The organism is Brevundimonas sp. M20 (assembly GCF_006547065.1).
Lineage (GTDB): Bacteria > Pseudomonadota > Alphaproteobacteria > Caulobacterales > Caulobacteraceae > Brevundimonas.
In genome coordinates, this window is the sequence record NZ_CP041243.1 from 217,049 (window position 1) to 242,960 (window position 25,912).

The 25,912-nt window shown below is 67.6% G+C and carries 29 protein-coding genes; 10 read left to right on the forward strand and 19 right to left on the reverse strand.

Translation table 11 applies throughout. The features are described from left to right. Nucleotides 1–119: 119 nt before the first annotated feature. Complete coding sequence (ppc, locus tag FKQ52_RS01115) at nt 120–2,879, reverse strand: phosphoenolpyruvate carboxylase (RefSeq protein ID WP_370451002.1); 2,760 nt, start codon at nt 2,877–2,879, stop codon at nt 120–122. 99 nt (nt 2,880–2,978) lie between these two features. Between ppc and FKQ52_RS01120 the strand changes: the two genes are divergently transcribed. After that, on the forward strand, nt 2,979–3,356 hold the full coding sequence (locus tag FKQ52_RS01120) for a hypothetical protein (protein ID WP_141625470.1): 378 nt from the start codon (nt 2,979–2,981) through the stop codon (nt 3,354–3,356). 10 nt (nt 3,357–3,366) lie between these two features. On the opposite strand, the gene FKQ52_RS01125 is transcribed toward FKQ52_RS01120, so the two are convergent. Next, complete coding sequence (locus FKQ52_RS01125; protein WP_141625471.1) at nt 3,367–3,918, reverse strand: hypothetical protein; 552 nt, start codon at nt 3,916–3,918, stop codon at nt 3,367–3,369. 308 nt (nt 3,919–4,226) lie between these two features. Here FKQ52_RS01125 and ffh point away from each other — a divergent pair, with 308 nt between their 5' ends. From ffh to rimM, 3 genes are all read left to right on the forward strand, one after another. Then, a complete protein-coding gene (gene ffh / locus FKQ52_RS01130) occupies nt 4,227–5,744 on the forward strand; it encodes a signal recognition particle protein (RefSeq protein WP_141625472.1) in 1,518 nt (505 codons plus the stop codon). Nucleotides 5,745–5,768: 24 nt separating this feature from the next. Beyond that, complete coding sequence (gene rpsP / locus FKQ52_RS01135; RefSeq protein ID WP_141625473.1) at nt 5,769–6,323, forward strand: 30S ribosomal protein S16; 555 nt, start codon at nt 5,769–5,771, stop codon at nt 6,321–6,323. A gap of 137 nt (nt 6,324–6,460) precedes the next feature. Continuing rightward, complete coding sequence (gene rimM, locus FKQ52_RS01140) at nt 6,461–6,985, forward strand: ribosome maturation factor RimM (RefSeq protein ID WP_141625474.1); 525 nt, start codon at nt 6,461–6,463, stop codon at nt 6,983–6,985. An 8-nt stretch (nt 6,986–6,993) separates the two neighbouring features. On the opposite strand, the gene FKQ52_RS01145 is transcribed toward rimM, so the two are convergent. The 6 genes from FKQ52_RS01145 to FKQ52_RS01170 all read right to left on the reverse strand — a co-directional run bounded on the left by FKQ52_RS01145 (nt 6,994) and on the right by FKQ52_RS01170 (nt 12,907). Further along, a complete protein-coding gene (locus FKQ52_RS01145) occupies nt 6,994–7,170 on the reverse strand; it encodes a YegP family protein (protein WP_141625475.1) in 177 nt (58 codons plus the stop codon). 94 nt (nt 7,171–7,264) lie between these two features. After that, entirely contained in the window at nt 7,265–8,425 is a 1,161-nt protein-coding gene (locus FKQ52_RS01150) for a benzoate/H(+) symporter BenE family transporter (RefSeq protein WP_141625476.1), read from the reverse strand. Between the two features lie 15 nt (nt 8,426–8,440). After that, nucleotides 8,441–9,238 (reverse strand): enoyl-ACP reductase, encoded by a 798-nt coding sequence (locus FKQ52_RS01155; protein ID WP_205750896.1) that lies wholly within the window; start codon nt 9,236–9,238, stop codon nt 8,441–8,443. Nucleotides 9,239–9,336: 98 nt separating this feature from the next. Then, complete coding sequence (gene fabB, locus FKQ52_RS01160; protein ID WP_141625478.1) at nt 9,337–10,566, reverse strand: beta-ketoacyl-ACP synthase I; 1,230 nt, start codon at nt 10,564–10,566, stop codon at nt 9,337–9,339. A gap of 64 nt (nt 10,567–10,630) precedes the next feature. Next, on the reverse strand, nt 10,631–11,152 hold the full coding sequence (gene fabA / locus FKQ52_RS01165; protein ID WP_141628179.1) for a 3-hydroxyacyl-[acyl-carrier-protein] dehydratase FabA: 522 nt from the start codon (nt 11,150–11,152) through the stop codon (nt 10,631–10,633). Between the two features lie 1,191 nt (nt 11,153–12,343). Further along, nucleotides 12,344–12,907 carry an SH3 domain-containing protein gene (locus tag FKQ52_RS01170; protein ID WP_240811701.1) on the reverse strand — a complete coding sequence of 188 codons (564 nt, stop codon included), beginning with the start codon at nt 12,905–12,907 and terminating at the stop codon, nt 12,344–12,346. Between the two features lie 43 nt (nt 12,908–12,950). Here FKQ52_RS01170 and FKQ52_RS01175 point away from each other — a divergent pair, with 43 nt between their 5' ends. Both FKQ52_RS01175 and FKQ52_RS01180 read left to right on the forward strand, forming a co-directional pair. After that, the gene (locus tag FKQ52_RS01175; RefSeq protein WP_141625480.1) at nt 12,951–13,937 is read left to right on the forward strand and encodes a D-glycerate dehydrogenase; all 987 of its coding nucleotides are present in this window, start codon (nt 12,951–12,953) and stop codon (nt 13,935–13,937) included. A 66-nt stretch (nt 13,938–14,003) separates the two neighbouring features. After that, on the forward strand, nt 14,004–16,040 hold the full coding sequence (locus FKQ52_RS01180; protein ID WP_141625481.1) for a S9 family peptidase: 2,037 nt from the start codon (nt 14,004–14,006) through the stop codon (nt 16,038–16,040). Nucleotides 16,041–16,059: 19 nt separating this feature from the next. On the opposite strand, the gene FKQ52_RS01185 is transcribed toward FKQ52_RS01180, so the two are convergent. Both FKQ52_RS01185 and FKQ52_RS01190 read right to left on the reverse strand, forming a co-directional pair. Then, the gene (locus FKQ52_RS01185) at nt 16,060–16,821 is read right to left on the reverse strand and encodes a molybdopterin-synthase adenylyltransferase MoeB (RefSeq protein ID WP_141625482.1); all 762 of its coding nucleotides are present in this window, start codon (nt 16,819–16,821) and stop codon (nt 16,060–16,062) included. Nucleotides 16,822–16,860: 39 nt separating this feature from the next. Next, nucleotides 16,861–17,250 carry a BLUF domain-containing protein gene (locus FKQ52_RS01190; protein WP_168196755.1) on the reverse strand — a complete coding sequence of 130 codons (390 nt, stop codon included), beginning with the start codon at nt 17,248–17,250 and terminating at the stop codon, nt 16,861–16,863. Nucleotides 17,251–17,391: 141 nt separating this feature from the next. Here FKQ52_RS01190 and hslV point away from each other — a divergent pair, with 141 nt between their 5' ends. Beyond that, nucleotides 17,392–17,949 (forward strand): ATP-dependent protease subunit HslV, encoded by a 558-nt coding sequence (gene hslV, locus FKQ52_RS01195; protein ID WP_141625484.1) that lies wholly within the window; start codon nt 17,392–17,394, stop codon nt 17,947–17,949. 3 nt (nt 17,950–17,952) lie between these two features. Here the strand turns inward: hslV and FKQ52_RS01200 are convergent, their stop codons facing one another. Beyond that, nucleotides 17,953–18,432 carry a hypothetical protein gene (locus FKQ52_RS01200; RefSeq protein ID WP_141625485.1) on the reverse strand — a complete coding sequence of 160 codons (480 nt, stop codon included), beginning with the start codon at nt 18,430–18,432 and terminating at the stop codon, nt 17,953–17,955. 137 nt (nt 18,433–18,569) lie between these two features. Between FKQ52_RS01200 and hslU the strand changes: the two genes are divergently transcribed. Together hslU and FKQ52_RS01210 are read left to right on the forward strand one after the other, a co-directional pair. Continuing rightward, nucleotides 18,570–19,871, forward strand: a complete 1,302-nt coding sequence (gene hslU, locus FKQ52_RS01205) for an ATP-dependent protease ATPase subunit HslU (protein ID WP_141625486.1) — start codon at nt 18,570–18,572, stop codon at nt 19,869–19,871. 62 nt (nt 19,872–19,933) lie between these two features. Further along, nucleotides 19,934–20,467 carry a lipocalin family protein gene (locus tag FKQ52_RS01210; RefSeq protein ID WP_240811702.1) on the forward strand — a complete coding sequence of 178 codons (534 nt, stop codon included), beginning with the start codon at nt 19,934–19,936 and terminating at the stop codon, nt 20,465–20,467. Here FKQ52_RS01210 and FKQ52_RS16320 read toward each other — a convergent pair. Continuing rightward, a complete protein-coding gene (locus FKQ52_RS16320; protein WP_168196756.1) occupies nt 20,461–20,631 on the reverse strand; it encodes a hypothetical protein in 171 nt (56 codons plus the stop codon). The two genes, FKQ52_RS01210 and FKQ52_RS16320, sit on opposite strands and share 7 nt — an antisense overlap. Before the next feature lie 55 nt (nt 20,632–20,686). Beyond that, the gene (locus tag FKQ52_RS01215; protein ID WP_141625487.1) at nt 20,687–20,953 is read right to left on the reverse strand and encodes a hypothetical protein; all 267 of its coding nucleotides are present in this window, start codon (nt 20,951–20,953) and stop codon (nt 20,687–20,689) included. 66 nt (nt 20,954–21,019) lie between these two features. On the opposite strand from FKQ52_RS01215, the gene mmcB reads away from it, so the two are divergent. Continuing rightward, entirely contained in the window at nt 21,020–21,475 is a 456-nt protein-coding gene (gene mmcB / locus FKQ52_RS01220) for a DNA repair putative endonuclease MmcB (RefSeq protein WP_141625488.1), read from the forward strand. Here mmcB and FKQ52_RS01225 read toward each other — a convergent pair. The 6 genes from FKQ52_RS01225 to rph all read right to left on the reverse strand — a co-directional run bounded on the left by FKQ52_RS01225 (nt 21,472) and on the right by rph (nt 25,898). Beyond that, entirely contained in the window at nt 21,472–21,984 is a 513-nt protein-coding gene (locus tag FKQ52_RS01225; RefSeq protein ID WP_240811703.1) for a hypothetical protein, read from the reverse strand. The genes mmcB and FKQ52_RS01225 overlap by 4 nt on opposite strands. A gap of 2 nt (nt 21,985–21,986) precedes the next feature. Next, nucleotides 21,987–22,946, reverse strand: a complete 960-nt coding sequence (locus FKQ52_RS01230; RefSeq protein ID WP_141625489.1) for a magnesium transporter CorA family protein — start codon at nt 22,944–22,946, stop codon at nt 21,987–21,989. 30 nt (nt 22,947–22,976) lie between these two features. After that, complete coding sequence (locus FKQ52_RS01235; protein WP_141625490.1) at nt 22,977–23,504, reverse strand: CHAP domain-containing protein; 528 nt, start codon at nt 23,502–23,504, stop codon at nt 22,977–22,979. 69 nt (nt 23,505–23,573) lie between these two features. After that, the gene (locus FKQ52_RS01240) at nt 23,574–24,683 is read right to left on the reverse strand and encodes an acyltransferase (RefSeq protein WP_141625491.1); all 1,110 of its coding nucleotides are present in this window, start codon (nt 24,681–24,683) and stop codon (nt 23,574–23,576) included. Between the two features lie 36 nt (nt 24,684–24,719). Then, complete coding sequence (locus FKQ52_RS01245) at nt 24,720–25,091, reverse strand: hypothetical protein (RefSeq protein WP_141625492.1); 372 nt, start codon at nt 25,089–25,091, stop codon at nt 24,720–24,722. Between the two features lie 81 nt (nt 25,092–25,172). Continuing rightward, nucleotides 25,173–25,898, reverse strand: a complete 726-nt coding sequence (rph, locus tag FKQ52_RS01250) for a ribonuclease PH (protein WP_141625493.1) — start codon at nt 25,896–25,898, stop codon at nt 25,173–25,175. Nucleotides 25,899–25,912 lie beyond the last annotated feature (14 nt).

Here is a 25,912-nt window from a genome sequence, read left to right on the forward strand (position 1 = left end):
GCGCTGCGTCACTCGGGGGTGGTGACGGAAGGCCGTATGAGCCGCGCCTGTTTCAGGCCCGTGAGACTTCGACGGCGAAATCGAGACGCCGCATTAAATCGCCGAAACCTGACCGCCGATCAGCCGCTGTTGCGCAGCCCGGCGGCCACCCCGTTGAGCGCCAGAAGGATGCATTCGCGGACCCGGGGATCATCGTCTCCGGCGCGGCGGCGGCGGATCAGTTCGATCTGCACGTGGTTCAGCGGCTCGACATAGGGCATGCGCAGCCGGATCAGCCTGTCCAGTTCGGGTTGGCCGCCCAGCAGGGCCTCCTGACCGGTAATGGCCAGAACCGCAGCCTCCGTTCGGTCCCACTCGGCCCGAATGGCCGAAAACACCCGATCCGCCAGCGCGGCGTCCGGAACGAGACCGGCGTAGCGTTTGGCGATGGTCATATCCGCCTTGGCCATGACCATCTCCATGTTCTGGATCAGGGTCCGGAAGAAGGGCCAGTCGCGGTGCATGGCCTGAAGCTCATCGACCGATACGCCCTCGACGGCTGAGCCGAAGCCGAACCAGCCCGGCAGCATGACCCGGCTCTGGCTCCAGCTGAACACCCATGGAATGGCCCGTAAATCCTCGATGGCGGTGGACGCGGTGCGTGAAGCAGGCCGCGACCCGATCTTCAGATCGGCGATCTCCGCGATGGGGGTGGCGGCGCGGAAATAGTCGACGAAGCCGTCGGTCTCATAGACCAGCGCCCTATAGGCGCTCATCGAGGCCTGCGAGAGCTTCGACAGGGTCGCGCCATGCTTTGCGGTCAGCTCTGCGTCGGGTGGCGGAGCCAGTGACGCCAGCAGGACTCCGCAGGTCAGGGCGTCCAGATTGCGACGGGCCACCTCGGGCTCACCGTATTTGTTGGCGATAACCTCGCCTTGCTCCGTCACGCGGATACGTCCGGCGACGGTGCCCTGCGGCTGACCCAGCACGGCGGCGAAGCTGGAGCCGCCGCCACGGCCCACCGCGCCGCCCCGACCATGGAACAGCTGCAGACGCAGGCCGGCCCTGTCGGTCACCTCAAGCAGGGCGCGCGACGCCTCGTGCAGCTCCCACGTCGAGGTCAGATAAGACCCATCCTTGTTGGAGTCCGAATAGCCGATCATCACCTCCTGCACCCCGCGCGCCTTCGCGACGGCGAGGGCGGACGGTTCCTTCAACAGGCGTTCCAGCGTCGGCTGCGAGGCCCGCAGGTCGCCGATGGTCTCGAACAGGGGCGCGGCCTGAACAGGGCAGGACGACGGGTCCTCCGGCCGGAACAGTCCGACCTCCTTCAGCAGCAGATAGACCTCCAGAAGGTCAGAGGCGGCGTCGGTCTTGGAGACGATGTGCGTCCGGATGGCTTGCGGACCGAACAGGCGCAGGGCCTCGGCCGCCGCCTGCAGGATGCGCCGTTCCTTCAGAGTCTCTTCGGCATAGGTCTCATAGGGATTAAACAGCAGACGCCCGGAAGCCAGCTCGGAAGCCAGAACCGCCAGCCGGGCTTCCTCGCTCAGCGCCGAGTAGTCGTCCGTGACACCGGCCACCTTCAGCAGGTCCGCCACAACCCGCTCGTGCACGTCAGAGTTCTGGCGCAGGTCCAGCGTCGCCATGTGGAAGCCGAACACATCGGCGGCGGTGATCAGGCGGGCCAGCCGGTCATCCGCGAAGACCGCGCCGTGGTTGGCGACCAGACTGTCCTGCAAGACGGCCAGATCGGCCCGGAAGGCCGACGGGCCCTCATAGGGCTCGGCCGCGAAGGCGGCGGCGCGAGGGGCGGGCTGGCCGGTGAGGATCGGGTGTGTCGCCGCCAGCCGGGCGTAGATCTGGCTCAGGACCTTCCGGTAGGGCTCGTCCGCCCGATGCTCGGAGTGATCGCCCGAAATACCGGCCAGCGCGGCAAGCTCGGGCGAGATCACGCTCATCGAGCCTGAGAGGCTCAGTTCGGCGCCCAGCGCATTCACCTCGTCCAGATAAAAGCGCAGGACGGCCCGGGCTTGGGTCCGGAAGGCGGCGGTCAGAACCTCCCCGGTGACGTTGGGGTTGCCGTCGCGGTCACCGCCGACCCAGGTGCCGATGCGGATGAAAGGCGCCAGATCTGGCGCATCCAGCCGCTTGCGCCAATCCGCGAGCTGGGCCGGGGCGACGTGCAGGAAGATGCGTTCGAGGAAGGAGACGACGGTGTCGATCTCGTCCTGCACCACCAGTCCGGCCTGTCGGACCAGCCGGGTGGCCCACAGTATCGTGGTCTGTCGGCGCAGACCTGCATCCCGGGTCTCGACATCGCAAGCGGGGCCGTTCTGGTCGCAGGCGTCCAGCAGGTCCGAGACGGCGGCGATACGGTCGATCACGCTCTTGCGGCGGACTTCGGAGGGGTGGGCGGTCAGGACCGGGGAGATCAGGGCGGTCTTCAGCAGGTCACGCGCGTCGTTCGTGGACTGTCCGGCGGCCCTAAGCCGTTCCAGCGCGCCTTCCGGCGTATCCGGCCGGGCGCCCGAGACGGTCTGTTCCCGCGCGCGCCGCTTGCCCGCCCGGTCCTCGGCGACATTGGCCAGAAGGGAGAAGACGGCGAAGCCGTGCGCCAGCCCAACCGCCTGATCCAGCGAAAGCTCACCCAGCAGGGTCTCAAGCAGGCGGGCGTCCTTCTCGCCGGCGTTCCGGTGCCAAGCGACCGAGGCCTGCCTCACGGCCTCGATCCGGTCGTAGAGTTCGCGCCCGCCCTCGGCGAGGATCACCTCGCCGAGAAGCCCGCCCAGCAGTCGGACTTCTTCGCGCAGCCGGTCGTCGGCGGCCTGGATCATGGTGGTGTCTCGCAGCGAGGAGGCCGGGAGCGTCACCGTATCAGGGGTTTCGGAATGGGCCATGCCTGACGCCAACGCCGAAACCGAAAGTGCGTTCGGCCCGCCGTTTGCAGGTCTGTCGGCGAGATCAAACGCCGGCGACGCGCGCGCAGGAGAAAAGCCATGTCAATTTCGTCAGTTGCGGGTTTTCTCGGTAATCTAGCCGGACTGTCGGGGTCGAATTCGACCCGGCAGAATTCGCCGCGCGCGGTCAGTTCGACCACGTCGGACCTGGATCAAATCCGCGAAAAGGGGCTCAGCGAATGGGCCCGCGAGCAGAAGATGGAGGCCCTGAAGGCCAAGATCCGCGATCAAGTCCTGTCCGAGAACGGGATGTCGGAGAACGGCATCGCCGCCATGTCGGTCGAGCAGCGGAACTCCGTCGAGGACCAGATCGCCCAGCTGATCCAGCAGAAGCTGGAAGAGACCATGAAGCGCTCGATGGAAGACGCCGCCCGCTCGGGCAAGAGCGAGGCGGTCCTGCTCGACATTTCGGTCTGATCTGGCCGGTCTACTGGATGGGCGGCTTTCCCTGACGGGCCCGCTGGTTGTTGATCCTGTTGACCGCCATCTGCGAAACGCCGCGGCAGCCTTCGGGAGGCAGGCTGTCCGGTGTATTGTTGATCGGCGTTCCGTCCGCCTGCACGACCTGGATGCTGCATTCATCCATCCAGGTCCGGATGATCGCTTGGTACCGCTGACCGGCGACGGGCAGGAAGCCGACCTGCCGGGCGCAGCCGCCAACCTCTTCCTCGAAGGGCGAAATCTGCCGCACGGAGTAGGTGTCGGTGATGACCCAGATCGGCTGTCCGGCCTGAACGCGGATCTGGAGGCGCGGATCATTCTCGACGATGTGAGCCGCGCCGCCGCTGAATTCAGTTTCCTCGCAATCCGGATTCTCGAAAATCGAGATTCCGGTCATGTTGATGAAGAGCGTCCGGCTGTTCGGTGTCCGGTCGAAGGTGAGGACGGCGGACGGCGTCGTCTCCGGAATCATCGGGTAGCTCTTGCCGCAGGCGGCCAGACCCATGGTGATTGCAAGGATGGCGGTCACACGCAGCATTGATCCCCCCGGAAGCGCTGTGATGTCTTTCGCACTTCTGCGGGAACCGGGGCGGCGAAACAAGGGACCCTGAGTCGACAAACGCTCGACTTTCCGCCATAAGCCGCCGCTTCCGACGCAAGTGAACCTGCGTCTCCTCCCACACGACCCCGGTTTCGACCGGACGAGGTGGGCGAGAACCCTCTGCCGACGTGATCGTCGCCAGAGGTTGTCTTCGTATGGAGCCGCCCCACCTGCGCCGGGTTTGTGGCCGATTTTCCGGATTCAGGTCGTCGTGACCTGAAGCGAAAATGGGCGTGAGGTAGTTGATGTTCGAGGCTCTGAACGAGCGGCTTTCAGGCGTATTCGACCGGATCACCGGTCGCGGCGCCCTGTCCGAAAAGGACGTGCAGGAGGCGATGCGCGAAGTGCGCGTGGCCCTGCTCGAGGCCGACGTCGCCCTGCCCGTCGTCAAGGACTTCATCGCCTTCGCCACCGAGCGCGCGACGGGCGAAGAGGTCATTCGTTCGGTCAAGCCGGCCGATCAGGTCATCAAGATCGTCTATGACGGTCTGGTCGAAATGCTGGGCGGCGAAGAGCCGGTTCCGCTGAACCTGAACGCCACCCCGCCCGCCGTCTTCCTGATGGCCGGCCTGCAGGGCTCCGGCAAGACGACGACGTCCGCCAAGCTGGCGCTGCGTCTGACCAAGTTCGACCGCAAGAAGGTCATGATGGCCTCGCTGGACACGCGTCGTCCGGCGGCCATGGAGCAGCTCGAAACCCTCGGCAGGCAGATCGAGGTCGCGACGCTTCCGATCGTGAAGGGCGAGAGCGCCGTTCAGATCACCAGGCGGGCGATGACGTCCGCCAAGCTGCAGGGCTTCGACGTCCTGATCCTCGACACCGCCGGCCGCATCACGCTGGACGAGGCCCTGATGGCCGAGGTGGCGGAAGTCGCCTCTATCGCCAGGCCGGTCGAGACCCTGCTGGTCGCCGACAGCCTGACCGGTCAGGACGCGGTTCGCACCGCCAAGGCCTTCCACGAGCGCCTGCCGCTGACGGGTCTGATCCTGACCCGCGCCGACGGCGACGGCCGCGGCGGCGCCATGCTGTCGATGCGCGCCGTCACCGGCCTGCCGATCAAGTATCTGGGCGCCGGCGAAAAGGTCGACCAGCTGGACGCCTTCGACGCCCGTCGCGTCGCCGGTCGCATTCTGGGTCAGGGCGACATTGTCGCCCTGGTCGAGAAGGCGAGCCAGGAGCTTGACGCGTCCAAGGCCGAGGCCATGGCCCGCAAGCTGGCCAAGGGACAGTTCGACCTGAACGATCTCGCCGCCCAGCTCCAGCAGATGAAGAAGATGGGCGGTCTTCAGGGCATCATGGGCATGCTGCCCGGTGTCGCGAAGATGAAAGCACAGATGGCCGACGCCAACATCGACGACCGCATGATCGCCCGCCAGGAAGCGATCATCTCCTCGATGACCAAGGCCGAGCGCAAGAAGCCGGACCTGCTGAACGCCAGCCGCAAGAAGCGCGTGGCCGCCGGCGCCGGTGTCGAGGTTCAGGACATCAACCGCTTGCTCAAGCAGCACCGGCAGATGGCCGACATGGTCAAGTCGCTGTCGCGCGGCGGACCGAAGAAGATGCAGCAGATGGCCGCCATGCTCGGCGGCCTCGGCGGTGGCGGCGGGCCGGACATGGCCCGCCTCAAGGCGATGGGCGGGGGCAAGATGCCCGAGCCGAGCGCCGACGAATTGAAAGCCCTTCAGGACCGCATGGCGGGCCTGGGTGGCGGACAACTTCCGGGGGGCCTTCCGGGCCTGCCGGGCTTCCCTCCCAAGAAATAGAACGATCCCTGAAAGAGACCTGAAATGCTGAAGATCCGTCTGGCCCGTGGTGGCGCCAAGAAGCGCCCGTACTACTACATCGTCGTTGCTGACTCGCACGCTCCGCGCGACGGCAAGTTCATCGAGCGCGTTGGCTCGTACAACCCGATGCTGCCGCGCGACGGCGAGCAGAAGCGCGTTGTGCTGAAGGCCGACCGTATCGCTGAATGGCTGTCGAAGGGCGCGCAGCCGACCGACCGTGTCGCTCGCTTCCTGTCGCAGGACGAAGCGCTGGCCGGCAAGGTGAAGTGGACCCAGTCCAACAACCCGAACAAGGCCCAGCCGGGCAAGAAGGCGCAAGAGCGCGCCGCCGAACGCGCCCAGCGCGAAGCTGACCGCGCCGAAGCCGAAGCCGCGGCCAAGGTGGAAGCCGCTGAAGCCGCCCAGCGCGCCAAGGAAGAAGCCGCTGCCGCCGCTGCTGCTGCGGCCGCCGCTCCGGCCGTTGAAGAAGCTCCGGCTGAAGCCGCTGCTGAAGAAGCCCCGGCTGCTGAAGTCGCCGCCGAGGAAGCCCCGGCCGCCGAGTCGACCGAAGAAGCCTGATTTCTTCCGGTTCGCCGGATTTGATCTGAGGAAGGGCGGCGTCCGACGGGCGCCGCCCTTCTTCTTTTTAGAAGGCGCCCGCCGCGCTTCGCGCTAGTTGAGGCCGGGAAGTCGGGAACGGCGGCAGCGAGGTGACAATGACGCAGGACAAGCTCATTCAGGTTGGACAGATCGCCGGCGGCTTCGGCGTGCGCGGCGAGGTGCGGGTGACCGCCTGGACCGCCGACCCGATGGCCCTGCTGGCCTATCGCGACCTGCTGCGGGCGGACGGGTCGGTGGGGCTGACCCTGACCTCGGCGCGGCCGGACAAGAACGGCGTGGTCGGGCGGGCGAAGGAGATCGCCACCAAGGAGCAGGCCGACGCGATGCGCGGGCTCAAACTGTTCATCCCGCGCGACCGGTTGCCGGAGCCGGACGAGGACGAGTTCTATCTGACCGATCTGGTCGGGGTCGAAGGGCGGGAGCCGGACGGGACCGTGCTGGGCACGGTGAAGTCGGTCCAGAATTTCGGCGCCTCCGACATGCTGGAGATCGCTCCGGCCGCCGGTGGCCCGACCTGGTATCTGCCGTTCACCAGGGACGCCGTGCCCGAGCTGCATCTGGCCGACGGCTGGCTGCTGGTGGTGCGGCCCAACGAGGTCGGCGAGCGCGAGCCCGACTGAGCGTCGGCCTAGCTGTTGTCCTCGGTCGGGGCGTCAGGCCCGTTCTTCTTGATCGAGTCGATGGCGTTCTGGGCCGAGGCCTTGGAGCTGTAGCCCTCGGTCGAGAAGAGCGTTTCCGAGTTGTACTTGAAGCGGACCCGGAACTCTCCGGCCTTGTCCTTGTAGATCTCGAACTTGTGGGCCATGGCGGCTCTCCCTTTGAGATGGGCTCAGGCTGGGCCGGAACAGCGGCGGGCGTCAACCGCCGGTTTGTCGGCAAGCGGACACAGGCTCGTGAGGTCAGCGCCTCCAGCGCAGGGCCGCGAGGGCCAGGAAGCCGGCCAGCAGGCCCCAGAAGGCCGAGCCGATGCCGAACAGGGCGGCCCCCGAGGCGGTCGCCGCGAAGGCGATGACGGCGGCCTCCCGATGGTCCGGTTCGGCCATGGCGCCCTGCAGGGCCCCGGTCAGGGGACCGATGAGGGCGAGTCCGGTCAGCACCGCGAGGGCGGCCGGAGGCATGGCGATGAAAAGTCCCGCCAGAGGGGCGGCGAACAGGGCCACGACCAGATAGAGTCCGCCGTAGATCACGCCGACGATCCAGCGACGCCGCGGGTCCGGATGGGCGTCCGGCCCGGTGCAGATGGCCGCGACGATGGCGGCCAGATTGACCCCGTAGGCGCCGAAGGGGGCGAGGACCAGGGTGGCGAGGCCGGTCGAGAGCAGCAGCGGTCCCGGCGGCGGCTCATAGCCCGCGGCCTTGAGCACCACGAGGCCGGGCAGGTTCTGGGAGACGAGGGTGACGAGGAACAGCGGCAGGGCGAGGCTGACCGCGACCTTGAGGTCGAAGGCGGGCGCGACCGGCGACAGCTGGCCGAACAGGCCGGTTCCGGGCGGCAGGGCGACCTGGCCGCGCAGGGCCAGCACGGCGAAGGCGCCGATGAGGACGGCGGGAAGGGCCCAGGTCGGGGCCAGCCGCCGCATCAGCAGGAAGACCGCGAACAGGCCCGCCGCCAGCGCCAGATCGGTCGGGAAGACGAGAAACAGCTTGAGACAGAAGGGCAGCAGAACGCCCGCCAGCATGGCCGAGGCGATGCCGCCGGGGATCCGGGCCGCCAGCCGCCCGAGGGCGGGGACGAGGCCGGTGACGACCATCAGGCCGCCGGCGATGACGAAGGCGCCGACGGCGGTGGGCCAGCCGACGCCGAGAGTCGATGCCGCCAGCAGGGCCGCGCCGGGGGTGGACCAGGCCAGGATGACCGGGACCTTCATCCGCCAGCTGAGCAGCAGGCCGGGCAGGCCGATGCCGAGGCAGAGCGCCGTCACCATCGACACGATCTGGTCCGGGGAGGCGCCCAGCACATGGCCCGCCTGCACCACCAGCGCGACGGTGCCGCCGAAGCCGATCACGGTTCCGACGGCGGCCGCCGAGATGGCGGAGACGGGCAGGCGAGGGGCGCTCATCCCCGCTGACCGGGCTTAGCCCTCGATGTCGTCCGGCAGGCCGACGGCGTGGAAACCGGCGTCGACGTGGACGACTTCACCGGTGGTGGAGCGGCCGAGGTCCGAGCAGAGCCACAGGGCGGCGCCGGCGACGCCTTCCATCGAGGTCTCTTCCTTGATCAGGGAGAACTGGGCCGACTTCGAGTGCAGGCCGCGGCCGCCCGAGATGCCGGCCAGCGACAGGGTGCGCATGGCGCCGGCCGAGATGGCGTTGACGCGGATGTTCTTCGGACCGAGGTCGCGGGCGATGTAGCGGGTCGCGGCTTCCAGAGCGGCCTTGGCGACGCCCATGGTGTTGTAGTTCGGGATGACCCGTTCCGACCCGAGGTAGGTCAGGGTGATCATGGAGCCGCCGTTCGGCATCAGGCGGGCCGAGCGCCTGGCGACGTCGACGAAACTGAAGGCCGAGATGTTCATGGCCAGCAGGAAGCTGTCGCGGGTGGTGTTGTCGACGAAGGAGCCCTTCAGCTCGTCCTTGTTGGCGAAGGCCACCGAATGCACGACGAAGTCGATCGTGCCGAACTCTTTTTCCAGTTCCTCGAACGCCTTGTCCATCGAGGCGTCGTCGGTGACGTCGGCCTGGATCAGCAGCTTGGCGCCGACGCTTTCGGCCAGCGGACGCACGCGACGCTCCAGGCTCTCGCCGAGGTAGGTGAAGGCCAGTTCGGCGCCTTGGGCGGCCAGCTGGGAGGCGATGCCCCAGGCGATGGAGCTGGAGTTCGCCACCCCCATGATCAGGCCCTTCTTGCCCTTCATGAGGTCGCCGGTGGGCATGTCCCAGGTGGATTCAGCGGCCATCTTGGCTCTCCTAAAGTGGCCTATCGCTCGCGACGCGGTCGCTCGCTGCTTGAGGCCGGTCGTGGTGGTGTCGTCTAGATCTTGCTGAGGATCAGCGTGCCGTTCGTTCCGCCGAAGCCGAACGAGTTGGACATGACGTGCTTCAGCGGGCCGTCGTGGCGCTTGCGCAGGATCGGCATGCCCTCGAACTCGGGATCGAGGTTCTCGATGTGGGCGCTTTCGGCGGCGAAGTCGTTGTCCATCATCAGCAGGCAGTAGATGGCCTCCTGGGCGCCCGCGGCGCCGAGCGAGTGCCCCGTCAGCGACTTGGTCGAGGAGATCATCGGCAGGTCGTCGCCGAAGACGTTGCGGACCGCGCCCATTTCCTTGCTGTCGCCGACGGGCGTCGAGGTGCCGTGCGGGTTCAGGTAGTCGATCTTCGGATTGCCGGCCATTTCCAGCGCGATCTTCATGCAGCGCTCGGCGCCCTCGCCCGAGGGCGCGACCATGTCGTAGCCGTCGGAGTTGGCGCCGTAGCCGGTGACTTCGGCATAGATCTTCGCGCCGCGCGCCACGGCGCGTTCGTACTCTTCCAGCACGACGATGCCGGCGCCGCCCGCGATGACGAAGCCGTCGCGATCCTTGTCATAGGCGCGGCTGGCCTTCGACGGATTGTCGTTGAAGTTCGAGGACATGGCGCCCATGGCGTCGAACATGTTCGACATGGACCAGTCGATGTCCTCGACGCCGCCGGCGAAGACCACGTCCTGCTTGCCCCAGGCGATCTGTTCGGCGCCCGCGCCGATGCAGTGGGCCGAGGTCGCGCAGGCCGAGCTGATCGAATAGTTGATGCCCTTGAGCTCGAACCAGGTCGCCAGAACGGCCGACGGGCCCGAGGCCATGGCCTTCGGCACGGCGAACGGCCCGATGCGCTTGGGAGAGCCTCTTTCAAGGGTGGTCTGGGCGGCTTGCAGGATAACCTGGGTCGAGGGGCCGCCTTCACCGACGATCAGGCCGATGCGGGGATCCTTGATCTCTTCCGGGGTCAGGCCGGAATCCTTCAGCGCCTCTTCAAAGGCGATGTGGCCCCAGGCGGTGCCGTTGGCCAGGAAGCGGGCGGCGCGACGGTCCACCAGCGGCGCCCAGTCCTCGGCGGTATGGCCCAGGGCCGGCGGCGCCCAGACCTGCGAGCGGAAACCGTGCGTGGCGTGGTCGGCGGCGTGCTGGACGCCCGATTTCGCATCGCGCAGCGACGCGGTGACCTCGGCGGCTCCGGTGCCGATGGAGGAGACAATGCCCAGCCCGGTGACGACAACACGCCGCATGGTGGAATCCTTCCGTAACTCATCAGTCGCCGCGTTATCCGCGGTCCGGGGGAATATAGGGGACTTACTCGCCCGACGCTTCCACGCCGCCGAACAGGCCGACGCGCATGTCCGTGGCGGTATAGATAGGAACGCCGTCGGCCTCCATCACCCCGTCGGCGATACCCATGACCAGACGGCGATTGATGACCCGCTTCAGATTGATCTTGTAGGTCACCTTCTTCACGTCGGGCTGGACCTGACCGGTGAACTTCACCTCGCCGACGCCGAGGGCGCGGCCGCGGCCGGGACCGCCGATCCAGCCGAGATAGAAGCCGACCAGCTGCCACATGGCGTCCAGGCCCAGGCAGCCGGGCATGACCGGGTCGCCGATGAAATGGCACTGGAAGAACCAGAGGTCCGGATGGATATCCAGCTCGGCCTCGACATAGCCCTTGCCGTGCTCGCCGCCGTCCGCGTTGATCTGGGTGATCCGGTCGAACATCAGCATCGGCGGGGCCGGGAGCTGGGCGTTGCCGGGACCGAACAGTTCGCCACGGCCCGAGGCCAGCAGGGCCTCATAATCGAACGACGACGGATATTTCAGCTCGGACAAAGACGTTCTCGTGGTGATGGGCGCAGCCTGCGCCCGGATGTTGCCGTCGGGTTACACGAGCCCGCATCAGGGCTCAACTTTTTAACGGAGACGGAGGGTTTGCGGGGGCGTGGGGTTTCGGGTGTGGGGTGTGGGGTGCGGCACTCCTGCGCTCCCTCCCCGTCCCGGGGAGGGATGTCGGCGCGCAGCGACGACAGGGTGGGGGCGGCTCGGCGACGAAAGCGCGGCTGTTTCGCCTTAGCCCTCCCCACCCGGCTTCGCACGCCCCCCCTTCCCCCTTGAGGGGGGGAGGGCCGGGGATGGGGGTGAGGGCCCGATGATGAAGCATAGGGCGCAGGAGGAGAGGTCTACGGAGCCCTTCGAGGCTGTTCTGAAGCGCACAGCACGCACCCCCCCCCAACCCTCCCCCCTCCGCCAAACGGGAGGGCTTTGAAATGAGCCACGCGTCTTCGCCGCTTCGATGCGAAGCGGTGATGGGAAGGGCGCGGGACGCCGGGCCTCGCCCGGTGTGTGGTGTTTTGTTTTACCGTTTCGACGAGAGCGACGTCCCGCGCGGCCGTTTTCCACACGCCCTCCGGCTGGCGGCCTTTGCATTAGGGCCTTGCCGGATCACCGCCGGGATCATTGCTGACCCCGACGCGGGGCGGACTTCGACCGTTCAGAGACGCCAGCGGTCCGCTTCCAACAGCGCGCGGCGAGCAAGCGGGCAGGATCCATCCATGCCCGACGAGGACCCCCGCGCTCTCCTTCGCGCGGGCTTCATCGCTCGGCCACAGCCCGCCGTCGTCGAGCAGCGTGGATCCGACGCCCTCCCCATCGACGGGATGCGGGTATTGTGAGGGCCGGGCTTCCTATGGCGGGAGAATGACGCTGGGGATTTGAAATCCGACGCAAGATCAGTGGCTTGGCGCGCCGGATTGCGCGGGCTGAACGTGAACTCCTCCGTATCTTTGAAGGATGGAGTGCGGCGCCTCACCTCTCCATCGCCCGCTTTAAGGCGATGGGGAGGACAGATCGCGCAGCGATCAGGAGGGGGCGGCGCAGGCGTTTGACGGTTGGCCGCCGACACCGGTGTTCGAGGCGTCTTCTGCCGACACCGAGCCGCCCTCTCCTGACCGTCGCTGCCGCGCCGGTCTGTCCTCTCCATTCGCTTGAGGGCGAATGGAGAGGTGAGGCGGAAGTCTATCGCCGGTCGCGGGCGGCGCCGGCGGGGCGGTTGGCGTCGCACAGGGCCTGTTCCTGGGCGCCGAAGACGGCGGACTGCGGCACCCAGCCGCGGAGGCGGCGGACGCGGACCTCGCACCACTGGTCGACACAGGCGTCTATGGACACCAGGGACCTGGCCGAGAGACGGGCGCGGACCGGCGAGGCGCCGGAGCGCCCGGCGTGGATGGGAATTTCCTCGTCGGTGGCGTTCATGACGCTGCGGCTGCTGGTCACGACGCTGCGGTGGACCCAGGCGACGGCGCCGTCGGGGTCGCAGATTTTCCGCCAGCCCTCGGTCTCGGCGACGACCTGAACCGGCAGGTTCGAGACCCGGTATTGCCAGAGGATGCGGTAGTCGAGGCCGGGGCCCTGACGGGCGAAGACCTTGCTCGATTTCAGCGACAGCCAGCGCGGCACGGGCTGGCCGCTGGGCGTCGGGCGCCCCCCGGGCATGGTGTTGGCGGCGCCCGCCAGCACCGCGCAGCCGATCACGCCCCCGATCAGGGCGATGCGCTTGAGACGATGAGCTTTGCCAGACACCGACAGGACCATTAAAGCCGGGATGAGAAATCGAAGGCTCCGAATGTCCGCTCCCAGGCTTAAGGTCGTATTAACCAGACGCTTGCCCGACGCCGTGGAAACACGGATGCGCGAGCTGTTCGACGCCGAGCTGAACCTGACGGATCGGCCGATGACCCGCGCCGAGCTGGAGGCGGCGGTGCAGCGGGCCGATGTGCTGTCGCCGACCATCACCGACATCATAGATGGTCCGTTGATCGCCAGGGCCGGGCCGCAGCTGAAGATGATCGCCAATTTCGGCGCGGGCGTGGACCATATCGACATCGACGCCGCCGTGGGCCGGGGTCTGATCGTGACCAATACGCCGGGGGTCCTGACAGAGGACACGGCCGATCTGGCCATGACGCTGATCCTGGCGGTCAGCCGCCGGATCGTCGAGGGCGCGCAGGTGATGCAGGAGGGCCGGTTCGAGGGCTGGAGCCCGACCTGGATGACCGGGCGCAAGCTGTGGGGCAAGCGGCTGGGCATCGTCGGCATGGGCCGGATCGGGCAGGCGCTGGCCCGCCGGGCGAAGGCGTTCGGGATGCAGGTCCACTATCATAACCGCAAGCCGGTCTCGCCGATGATCGCCGAGGAACTGGGCGCGACCTACTGGGACGATCTGGACCAGATGCTGGCGCGGATGGACCTGATCTCGCTGAACAGCCCGGCGACGAAGGAGACCCATCACCTGTTGTCGGCCGAGCGGCTGGCGAAGCTGCGGCCCGAGGCCATTCTGATCAATACGGCGCGCGGTGAGCTGATCGACGAGGCGGCGCTGGCCGAGGCCGTGGCGCAGCGTCGCATCGCCGGGGTCGGGCTGGACGTCTTCGAGCACGAACCGAAGGTGCATCCGGGCCTGATCGGGCATCCGAACGTGGTGCTGCTGCCCCATCTCGGCTCGGCGACGATCGAGGCGCGTCAGGACATGGGCGACCGGGTCATCGCCAACATCCAGACCTTCGCCAACGGACACCGCCCGCCGGACCGCGTCATTCCCGCGATGTTTTGATGGAACCCGGCTTGACGGCGCAGCCCCGCTTGGGTTGTCTGCCCGCGCAAGTGTCGGGGGATTATCGTGAAATCGGGTTTGAGCAAGGCGGCGCGCGCGGCGTTGTCGCGACGGGGGCTGCTGGTCGGCGCGGGCGCGCTGGTGGGGGGACTGGCCACGCTTCCGTCCGGTATGGCGCGGGCGCAGGGCGCGGCGGGCGCTTATCCGCTGCAGGAGTTCTTCAAGCCCATCCGCTCGGTCGGGGCCGCGCTGTCGCCGAACGGCGACCGCATCGCTGTCGGTGAAAACCTCGGTACGGACGCCGCGCCCCTGAGCGCCGTCGACCTGCTGTCCGCCGCCGATCCTGAAGGGCAGCGCCGCCGGATCAGCCTGGGCGCCGTGCACATCACGGGTCTGGAATGGGCCAGCAATGATCGCGTGCTGGCGACCGTGATGATGAAGGGCGAGACCGGCTCCAGGTCGCGGGCGGGCTCGAACCTCCGCACCGAGAGCGTGGAGTTCTGGATGCGGCGGGTCGTGTCGATCCATGCCGACCGTGGCGACCCGGTGGTCCTGTTCGGCGACCAGCGCAACCAGATGCGCGGCACGTTCGACATGGGCCGGATCATCGACCTGCTGCCGGATGACGCCGACAACATTCTGATGGCGGCCTGGGACGGGGACGGCGTCCTGGCCCTGCATCGGGTCAATGTGAACACCGGAACGCCGACCCGGCTGGAGCGGGGCGCATCGGGCACCTACACCTGGCGCACGGTCAACGGCGTCCCGGTGATGCGTCACGACATCAACACTCGCGGCACGATGGAGACCGTCATGGTCCGCGCGCCGGGTGAGGCCGAGTGGCGGATGGCCCGCCGAACGCGTGTCCGGGACGCGCCGGACTTCTCGTGGGTGGGACCGTCGGACCGCCCCGGCGTGGTGCTGGTCAGGGCGCGGCTGGACACCGAGGACGTGATCAGCGTGCGCGAGATGGATCTGGCGACAACGGCGCTGGGCGCCCCGTTGAACAGCCGTCCGGGCAGGGACGCGCTTTACGGCCTCAAGGATTCCGCCGGACGCTATCTGGGGGCCGCCTACTACGGCGAGCGGCTGGAGTACGAGTTCGCCGAGCCGGCGCTGGTCCCGCATCATCGCGCGCTCAACCGGTTCTTCGACAACAGCTGCGACGTCGCCCTGACGGACGTGGATCGGGCCCGCAACCGCTTCATCGCCTATGTGAACGGACCGAACGAGCCGGGCGCCTGGTTCTTCTATGACAAGGACGCGCGGCTGATCGTCAATGTGGCGCAGGCGCGCGCGCTGGAGACGGATCGGCTGGGCGTCGGCGAGGTGCTGCAGGTCCCGACCCGCGATGGTCAGACCATCGAAGCCTATCTGCTGGCGCCGCCCGGCGGGGCGCCGGGGCCGCTGATCGTCCTGCCGCATGGCGGGCCCGAGGTGCGGGACTACCCCAGCTGGGATCGACAGGCACAGGTGCTGGCGGCGCAGGGCTGGTGGGTGCTGCGCCCCAATTTCCGGGGGTCCGGCGGTTATGGTCAGGCCTTCGCAGAACAGGGCTGGACCCGGTGGGGGACGCGGATGCAGGACGATGTCGAGGACGCCGTCGCCCACGCCATCAGCCTCAAGGGGCTGGACGCCTCACGGATCGGCATCATGGGCACCAGCTACGGCGGCTATGCGGCCCTGATGGGGGCGCTGAAGCGACCCGACCTGTACAAGGCCGCCATCGGCATCTGCGGCGTCTATGACCTGCCTGAGATGCTGGCGTGGGAGGAGCGGCAGGACGACTCGGCTGACAAGCTGGCCTACCAGTTCTGGACCAAGCGTATCGGCGACCGCACCCGGGACGGCGCGGCGCTGCAGGCGGCCTCGCCCAGCCGCCGGGCGGCCGAAATCAACTGTCCAGTGCTTCTGGTTCACGGGGCTGATGACGGCATTGTTCCGTTCATCCAGTCCCGGCGCATGCGGGACGCCCTGCGTTCGGCGGGCAAGAGCGTGGAGCTGATCGAGATCGCCGACTTCGGTCACGCCGACTGGGAGGACGCCCGGGAGCAGGACCTCATGACCCGCTACGTCGCCCTGTTCCGGCGCGCCTTCGCCTGAACCATCCCGGAGCTGAGCCTCAGGCCGAGGCGGCGCCCGCGTCCTGAGCGCCGCAGATGGGGCACTCCGGGTCGGGGGCGACGCGGACGGTTCGCGCCGTTCCCGCCAGTCCGTCGTAGAGCAGAAGGCGGCCTGACAAGGGCTCGCCGGCCCCGGTGATCAGCTTGATCGCCTCCAGCGCGGCCATGGCTCCCACGACGCCGGCCAGGGCGCCGATGACGCCGACCCGGCTGCAGGTCTCGGCGTCAGGCGGGCTGTCGGGCACCATGCAGCGATAGCAGGGCTGGCCGCTGAAGACGCCGACCTGCCCGTTCCAGCGACCGAGCGCTCCGGACACCAGCGGGACGCCGTGGCTGACGCAGGCTGCGTTGACGCAGAAGCGGGTGGCGAAATCGTCCGTACCGTCGATGACGACATCGCAGTCCTCGATCAGGGCGGCGGCGTTGTCGGCGGTCAGGCGTTCGGGGCGGGGCTCCAGACCGACGTGGGGATTGAGGGCGGCCAGGGTCTCCGAGCCCGCGATGACCTTGGCGCGGCCGATATCGGCGCTGTCGAAGACGATCTGGCGCTGGAGATTGGACAGGGCGACGACGTCGTCGTCGATCAGACGCAGGGTTCCGACGCCTGCGGCGGCCAGATACAGGGCCGCGGGCGCGCCGACACCGCCCAGACCGATCAGGCCGACGCGCCCGGCCTTCAGTCGCTGCTGGCCGGGCCCGCCGACGTCGGACAGCACCAGATGGCGGGCGTAGCGCTCGATTTCGTCTTCGGAAAAGCTCACCCGCCCCAGTTAGGCGTTGAGGCGGCCGAGGTCACGCCCTCAGGCGGCGTATTTGAAGTCCAGCATGGCTTCGGCCTCATTGGCCGTGAGGCGCGAAATCTCCACGACGCCGATCCGCTCCAGCAGGGCGCGGGGGTCGGGGCAGACGCTGATGGCGTCGGGAAGCATGCGGCTGGAGATCGGGGTGTCGACCAGAACCCGCAGGCCGGTGTGGCGGCGGTCGGCCAGGAGACGGAGCATCAGACGATCCAGATCCGCGCGGCGGCCCTCCATCGCCTGAACGATATGGCCACGGTGGAACATGACGGCAGCGGTGATCCCGTCGCGACGGTTGTTTGCTTCCGACGCGCCGAGGATATGAGCGAGAGTCAGGGTTGAGACTCCCGTCGCGCCGACCGCCTCACTGGCGTAAATCACACGATGCAGCACGATCTGACCCCAAAATTATCGCCCCAAGGGCCTAATCTAGCAATGTAACGGGTTACATTGGTCGTATTGTGGCGTTTGCGTATCATTGAAATCCCACGAGATTCCCTTGCCGCGCCCCATTTCGGTCTCCATCTGGAAGAAATGACGAACACCACATCCTCATTCCCCGATTGGCACGGCACAACGATCCTTGCGGTACGTAAGGATGGGCGCACCGTTATCGCCGGCGACGGCCAGGTCTCGATGGGGCCGACCATCGTCAAGGGCGCGGCCCGCAAGGTGCGGACCCTGGCCGGCGGCAAGGTGCTGGCGGGTTTCGCCGGCGCGACGGCCGACGCCTTCACCCTCATTGAGCGGCTGGAAGCCAAGCTGGAGCAGTATCCGGACCAGTTGGCCCGCGCCTGCGTGGATCTGGCCAAGGACTGGCGGACCGACCGCTATCTGCGTCGACTGGAGGCCATGCTGCTGGTGGCCGACCGGAATTCGATCTTCACCGTCACCGGCGTCGGCGATGTGTTGGAGCCGGAGCACGGCGTGGCGGCGGTCGGCTCGGGCGGAAACTACGCCCTGTCGGCGGCCCGCGCCCTGATCGAGAATACGGACATGGACGCCGAGACCATCGCCCGCCGGTCCATGGCCATCGCGGCGGAAATCTGCGTCTACACCAACGGGAACCTGACGGTGGAGACGCTGGAGTAGGGGTCAGGCATCGAACCAGATGACGACACGGCTTAGATAGCCTCCGCGCTCCAGCTCCTTCATCGCTCCCGCAACAGCGAGATACTCCACGCCAGCTCCGTAGGGCGCCGGCGCCTCGATGGCTGACGACCACTCGCTCAGGGTGAGCCATGTAAAACCGAAGAAGTCCGGATCCAGAATCCGGTTTGGCTCAACCCACTGTGTTTGCCCGTCAGCAATCCACTTTTCGGCTTCCGCTCGACTGCACCAGCCTTGGTGTTCGGCCATATCATCGGCGACCCAGAGATGGCAGGCCTTGTCGGCGGAATAGCCGAGGCCGGGAGGGAGACCACGCGCGGGGAACACGGCCTCGACCCCTTGAATTCCGGCGATACGGCCAAAGGCGTCCCGGTCCCGCGGTAGATCGAACTGGGCGACGCTCTGCCAGCCAGCGTCGTCGTCACGCCACCGCGCTTCGACAAAACAATGGATGTCCACGCCCATCCAGATAGCCCCTTACCCAAACTTGGCCATATAAGCGGTAGTTCTTTGAGCCGTCGATGGGGGCCTGTTGATCGCGGTGTCGATCCTCAATGTCCCACCCCCTCCCGCTGGCGATAGAAGCGTCCTATCTCCAGACCATGACTGACCTTTCCCCCCGCGAAATCGTTTCAGAACTCGACCGCTTCATTGTCGGTCAGGATGACGCCAAGCGCGCCGTGGCCGTGGCCCTGCGCAATCGCTGGCGGCGCAAGCGCGTGCCGGATGACCTGCGCGACGAGGTGACGCCCAAGAACATCCTGATGATCGGGCCGACCGGCGTCGGGAAGACCGAGATCGCCCGACGGCTGGCGAAGCTGGCGGGGTCGCCCTTCCTGAAGGTCGAGGCGACCAAATTCACCGAGGTCGGCTATGTCGGGCGCGACGTGGACCAGATCATGCGCGATCTGGTCGAGGCGGCGCTGGTGATGGTGCGGGACAAGCGCCGGTCGGGCGTGAAGACCAAGGCCGAGGGCGCCGCGGAGGAGCGCATTCTGGATGCCCTCGTCGGACCGGGCTCGCAGCCGGCGACCCGTGACAGCTTCCGCAAGAAGCTGCGCGCCGGCGAGCTGGACCACAAGGAGATCGAGCTGGAGCTGGCCGACAACGCCTCGCCGATCCAGGGCGTGGACCTGCCGGGCGGCGGCAATGTGGGGATGATCAATCTGTCCGAAATGCTGGGCAAGCTGGGCGGGGGCCGGACCAAGAAGGTCAAGCTGACGGTGAAGGACGCGGTCGCGCCGCTGACGACCGAGGAAAGCGACAAGCTGCTGGATCAGGAGAGCCTGACCGCCGAGGCCCTGTCGCTGGCCGAGAACGAGGGCATCGTCTTCATCGACGAGATCGACAAGGTGGCGGCCCGCTCCGAGGCGCGCGGCGCCGATGTGTCGCGCGAAGGCGTGCAGCGCGACCTGCTGCCGCTGATCGAGGGCACGACGGTATCGACCAAGTACGGGCCGGTGAAGTCGGACCATGTGCTGTTCATCGCCTCGGGCGCCTTCCACGTCGCCAAGCCGTCGGACCTGCTGCCGGAACTTCAGGGACGGCTGCCGATCCGGGTCGAGCTGAAGGCGCTGACCCGCGACGATTTCAAACGCATCCTGACCGAGCCGGAAGCCAATCTGATCCGCCAGAACCAGGCGCTGCTGGCCACCGAGGATGTGACGCTGGTCTTCACCGACGATGCGGTGGAGGCGCTGGCCGACGCGGCCGTGGCCGCCAACTCGACGGTCGAGAACATCGGCGCCCGCCGCCTTCAGACGGTGCTGGAGCGGGTGCTGGAGGAGACCAGCTTCAAGGCCTCCGACCTCACCGGGCAGACGATCACCTTTGACGGGGATCAGGTGCGCGAGCGGATCGGTGAGCTGGCGAAGAACGCTGACCTGAGCCGCTATATCCTCTGATCCCGCATCCGCCCCGGGCCCAAGCGCGTAAGAGCGCTGTCGGGGTTTGAGGAGGATCGCCTGTGGTTGCTCGTTTACGTGTCCCCGTTCTGGCCCCCGCCGTGGCGCTGGGCCTGAGCCTGTTGGCCGGAAGCGCTTCGGCGCAGGCGGTGGATATGGACCGGTTCGACGGGCGGTGGTTCGAGATCGTCCGCAGCCCGAACGATCTCCAGAAGGACTGCCGCCGGGCGCAGATCGACTTCAATCCGCAGGCGCGGGCGAACCGGTACGGCGTGGTGGTGACCTGTACGCGCCGCGTGGACGGCGTGTCGGAAACCCTGCGAGCCAATGCGCGGGTGACCGATCCGGGGACCAACCGGACCTTCCGTTTCACCCTGACGGGGCTGCTGAGTTTCGGCGGGCTGGCCGGACAGACGTATCGCGTGCAGGCGCACGCCGATGACTACAGCTGGGCTATCCTGTCGCTGCCGAACCGGTCCGACTGGTGGATCTGGCACCGCAACCAGAGCCCGTCACCCGCGGTGCGGGCGGACCTGATCCGGCGCGCGGCGGCGCTGGGCTTGCCGACCGGACAGGTGATCCAGACCGGTCAGTAGGCCGTCGGCTGGTGATCCGCGATCTGGACACCGGCGTCATGCGGACTGTCCGGCGCCCTGAAGACGTAAAGGCTGAGCAGCACCACCACCGCCAGCAACAGGGCGTTGATCAACCACAGCCCGCCTTCGTTCCGGTTCCGCCGTGCGCCCCTGTCATCGTGCATCCGCGCCCTCCGCCTCATGCGGTTCCTGCCTGGCAGAATGGTTAATAAGACGGCGTTATCCCAACGGCAATGCGCCTGAACGGGGCCCGGGACGCGAAACGGTGGATGGTTTTTCTCCTGACGCGGACTGTGCGTGCTCGATCTCGATCCGCGCCCGCTGATCGGCGGCGCTGGATTTGAGCAGGACGGCCAGCACCAGAAGTCCCGCCGCGAGGGCCAGGCCCGCCAGCAGCCAGAGGCCGCGGCGGTCGCCCCGATTGCGTCTTGCGATCCGGTCTTCGCGCATCGTGCGGATCCTTCCGCGCTGCAGAAAACGGATCATAGCACCTGCCCTGCGGCCACGCTTAGCGGACTTGAAACCGGAACGAAGGCGGAACATAAGGTCCGGATGGCCGCGACCGCCCTGCAGATCGATCTGGTTTTCAGCCGACCGGACACCACCCTGGCGGTGACGCGCGGGGTGGCGCGGCTGGTGCTGGATATGGGCTATGCGCCGCTGCTGGAGGTCGGACTGCCGAACGGACGGCGGGCCGACGTCATGGCGCTGGGGCCGAAGGGCGACATCCTGATCGTCGAGGTCAAGTCCGGGCTCGAGGACTATCGCGTTGACCGCAAATGGCACGAGTACGGGCCGTTCTGCGACGCCTTCTACTTCGCCGTGGCGCCCGGGTTCCCCGATGGCGTGCTGCCGGATGAGCCGGGGCTGATCGTCGCCGACGGCTTCGGCGGGGCGGTGGTGCGTGAGGCGCCGGTCATCCCGCTGGCTCCCGCGCGACGCAAGGCCCTGACGATCGCCTTCGCCCGGCTGGGCGCGATGCGGACGCTGCGTGACCCGTCGGGTTAGACGACCGGGCCGCTTTCACCCGCGCGGGCCAGGGCTTCGCTGGAGGCGGCGCAGCCCATCAGGGTCTCGTCACCGACCTTGACCAGGGCGGTCAGGGGGAAGGTGCGGTCACTCATGCCGTCGCTGCACTCGGTCGAGGTCAGGGTGACGTCGAAGACGGTCCCGGAGGCTGAACGCGTCTGGAAGGTGGCGACGGTGCCCTGGATCACCGCGGGCGGCAGGGGCGCACGCTGTTCGGGGCGGTCAACGCCGGAGTAGACCAGTTCTCCGCCCGTTAGCTGGATGCCCCAGAAGGGCTCCGTGCCGATCAGGCTGACGGGCTTCGACAGGTCCACCCCCGACAGGATGGGCGCGGCCGCCGGGGGTTCGCCGGACGCGGCGGGCGCTTCGCCGCCCTGAGAACAGGCGGACAGGGTCAGGGCCGAGGCGGCGACGACGAAAGCGATCAGGCGCATGGGGGACTCCATCGACAGGCGCGGCAGGAAGACCCGGAGGGCCGGACGGGTCAAGATCAGAGCCAGCCCTTCTTCCTGAACCACAACAGGGGAAGGATGGCGGAAACCACCATGGCGGCCACGGCCAGCGGATAGCCGCCCATCCAGTGCAGTTCGGGCATGTGGTCGAAATTCATACCGTAAATTGATGCGATCAGCGTCGGCGGCAGGAAGGCGACGGCGGCCACCGAGAAGATCTTGATGATCGAGGACTGCTCGATGTTGATCAGGCCGAGCGCGGCGGACAGCTGGAAATTGATCGAGGCGGCGACCGACTGGTTGTGGGCGGTCAGGCTTTCAACGTCGCGGCTGAGGGACCGCAGGTGGGCGCGGGCGTCGCCGCTGTCGATCCGCTCGTCGATGGCCACGAAGGCGAAGATGCGGGTCAGGCCGGCCAGACTCTGCTCGATACGGGCGTTGGCGATCTGCGCGCGCCCCAGTTTGGTGATCAGCTTCTCGAACCCGACGGTCTTGCCGCCGGAGAAGACGTGGGTGGCGATGCCTTCAACCCGCAGCACGGTTCTGGACAGGATGTCCGAGGCCCGATCGACCACCACCTCCATGAGATTGAGGAACAGGTCGGCGCCGGAGCCGCACAGTCCGGGCTCGCGCTCCAGCTTCTCCAGCAGCATGGCGAAGGGGCGGGGGTCGGCGTAGCGGATCGTCACCAGTGGACCGGCGGTCAGGACGAAGGTGGCCGGCTCAATGCCCGGAATCTCCTCATCGCCCCGGGTGATGATGTCGGCGGTCAGATAGGTGGCGCCGTTCTCGCGGTAGACGCGGCTGGAGGCCTCCAGCTCCTTCATTTCCTCACGGGTAGGCACGGCCAGACCGAGAGCGGCCTCGACGGCGGCGTCTTCCTCCCGGGTGGGGTTCAGAAGGTCGATCCACAGAACGTCGGGATAGATCGTCAGACGGCCGTCCTCGACGATGGCGTCCTCGCAGGCGGCGCCCGTGGACCGGTACATGCGGATCATGAAGAGGGCCCCTGCTCCGGGGCCGGAGCGTCAGTTGTGGCCGGAAGCCGCCGACGGGACAGCGGCCATCTGAACGCCCTCGGCGGAAGGCGCCTGCTGATAGATGAAGCCGTTGGTCGGATAGACGGTCGTGCCGAGGTCATTGATCGGGTTGTACCAGACCTTCACGGCCGTCCAATCATTGCTGCTGGAGACGTCCACGACGGTGACGTTCTCCTCGACCTTGCCGCGGCTGCCGCCCCAGTTGGCGTGGGTGACGCGGATGACGCGGGGGGTCAGGACTTCCGAAACCACGGCGACGTGGCCACGGCTCATCCGGCCGTTGGCCTCGAAGGACAGGACCGAGCCGGTGCGGGGCGACTGGCCGGTCTGGAAGCGGCCCTGGGCCTGGCGCCACCAGGTGACGGCGTCCCCGAAGATCTGGATGCCCGAGAACATGCGGGCGAAGGTCACGCACTGCCAGTACGGCTCTCCGGCGTTGGCTGCGGGAGCGGTCGCGCCCAGCACAAACATTCCGAGGGTCGCCGCAACCGCGGCGGCTTTGAGCCGTTTGAACATGCTGAGGCTTAATCCCGACTGACCTGAAACAACCCGTAACGGATAGTTTGCGGGTGTTGAAGTCCCCTTTCAGGCGAACGGGGTGCGCGCTTCTGTCGCGGGTTGACCTGAGCTCTTGCGCTTCGCCAGCCCGCGCAAAGCCGTGCGGGCCGGGCGTTCGACGAGGTGGTAGGTCAACATGGCGGCCACCGGAATCGCCGCGACGACCCCCAGCCACACAATGATGTGAAACCTCTTGTCGTCGGCCCCCGTCAGGCGCGCCGCGACATTGGTCATGACCAGCAGGACCGGGGCGCAGACCATGTAGATCGAGTAGGAGATCTCGCCCAGATAGACGCCGAAGGGCGAGGCCAGCACGCCCGCCTTCTCGTTGGCCAGCGAGCCCAGGGCGAGGATCAGGCCGCCCGCGAACAGGACGGTGATCGGGTCCCACAAGCCCAGCGAAGCGCTGATGATGACGCCCGCGCCGCTGAACAGGGCGACCAGCCCGGCGTGGGGAATGGGGGCGCGACGGTAGATCAGATACAGGGCGCAGCCCAGCAGGAAGCAGGGCACGATGCGCAGCGCGCCCCAGCGGAAGGTGGCCTCCGTCAGGGAGAAGCCCGCCAGCGGCTGGAAGGCGGCGTAGATGCCCAAGGCCACGACGGCGGCCAGAATGGTGGCCACGACGGGACGGTCCTTCAGACGCCAGGCGACGAAGGCGTAGGCCGGGAAGCTGAGATAGGCGAACCATTCCGCCGAGATCGACCACGACGGGTGGTTGAAGGCGGACGACGGGGCCAGACCCCAAGCGTGGGTCATGGTCAGGTGGGCGGGCAGGGCGCGCCAGTCGGTCAGGCTGTCACTGACGGCGAGCCCCGCGACACCGGCGCCGATCCCCAGAACGGCCATGCCCGCGAGGGTCACCAGATGCAGCGGATAGACCCGCGCGATCCGCGCCCACAGGAAGCTGCCGTGAGAATAGCGCCTTGTCCCCGCCGCCTCGAGGTAGACGTGGCTGAGGATGAAGCCGGACAGGACGAAGAAGACCTCGACCCCCAGATAGCCCTTGCTCACCAGCGTCGGCTCAAACCCGACGTTGAGGTGCTCCCAAGCGGTGTAGAGCACCACCCAGGCGGCGGCGAGGAAGCGCAGCGTCGTCAGCGCGCGGAGATCAGGGGGCGTGGCCACGGGCGTCATGCCCGTGACCGTACACTCGCTCAGGTCGCGAAACGGTTAACCGGTGCACTCGGCCGGTTTGGTCTCGCCCGGCTTGTACATGGCGCAGGACCGGTCGATCTCGTCCTGGATCATCTGGCAGGGGTTGTCCGGATTGCACGGCGGATGGCTGGCCGGGCTGACGCGGGTGCAGCGCGCCGCCAATTCGGCAGCGCCGTCCGCGCCCTGATCCAGGGTGCAGGACATTGAGGACGCCTCCGTCGGGGCGGTGGTCTCTTCCTGCGGCGGAGCGTCGGCGGGCATGACCGGATCGGGCGTCGCCTCGGCGGCAGGGCCGGCGGCCCCGGCTCCAGCAGCGGGTTCGGCCGGTTGCTGGCTACAGGCGGCGACCAGCAGGACGGCGGCGGACAGAAGGATCGGCAGGCGCATCGTCATCTCCCCATGACGCGGAAAAATGACGATGCCCGCTTTCGACGAACGATGAAACCCCGCACGCCTGTACGGCGAAGCTTACCGTCCGAGAGCGGCGCGTTGCAGGGCGAACAGTTCGCCGCAGCCGATCTCGGCCAGTTCGAACAGGCGGTTGAACTCGGCGCGCGAGAAGCCGCGCTTTTCACCGGTGGCCTGAATCTCGACGATGGTCCCCGAGCCGGTCAGGACGAAATTGCTGTCGGCCTCGGCGGAGGAATCTTCCTCGTAGTCCAGATCCAGCACGGGCTGGTCGTTGCAGACGCCGCAGGAGACGGCGGCGACCTGATCGAGGATCGGATCAGTCTTCATCACGCCCTCGGCGCGCAGGTAGTCAAAGGCGCTGGCCATGGCGACCCAGGCGCCGGTGATGGCGGCGGTGCGGGTGCCGCCGTCCGCCTGCATGACGTCGCAGTCCAGAACCACCTGACGCTCGCCCAGCGCCTTCAGGTCCACGACGGCGCGCAGCGAGCGGCCGATCAGGCGCTGGATTTCCTGCGTGCGGCCGGTCTGCTTGCCGGCGGCGGCTTCACGACGGCCACGGGTGTGGGTGGCGCGGGGCAGCATGCCGTATTCGGCGGTGACCCAGCCCTGACCCTTGCCGCGCATCCAGCCGGGGACGTTCTCTTCCACGGTCGCGGTGACCAGAACCTTGGTATTGCCGAAGGTCACCAGGCAGGAGCCCTCGGCATAGCGGTTCACGCCGGTTTCCAGCGTCACGGTGCGGAGTTGTTCGGGGGTGCGGTTGGAATGGCGGGGCGTGGTCATGTCGGTAGTCCTTG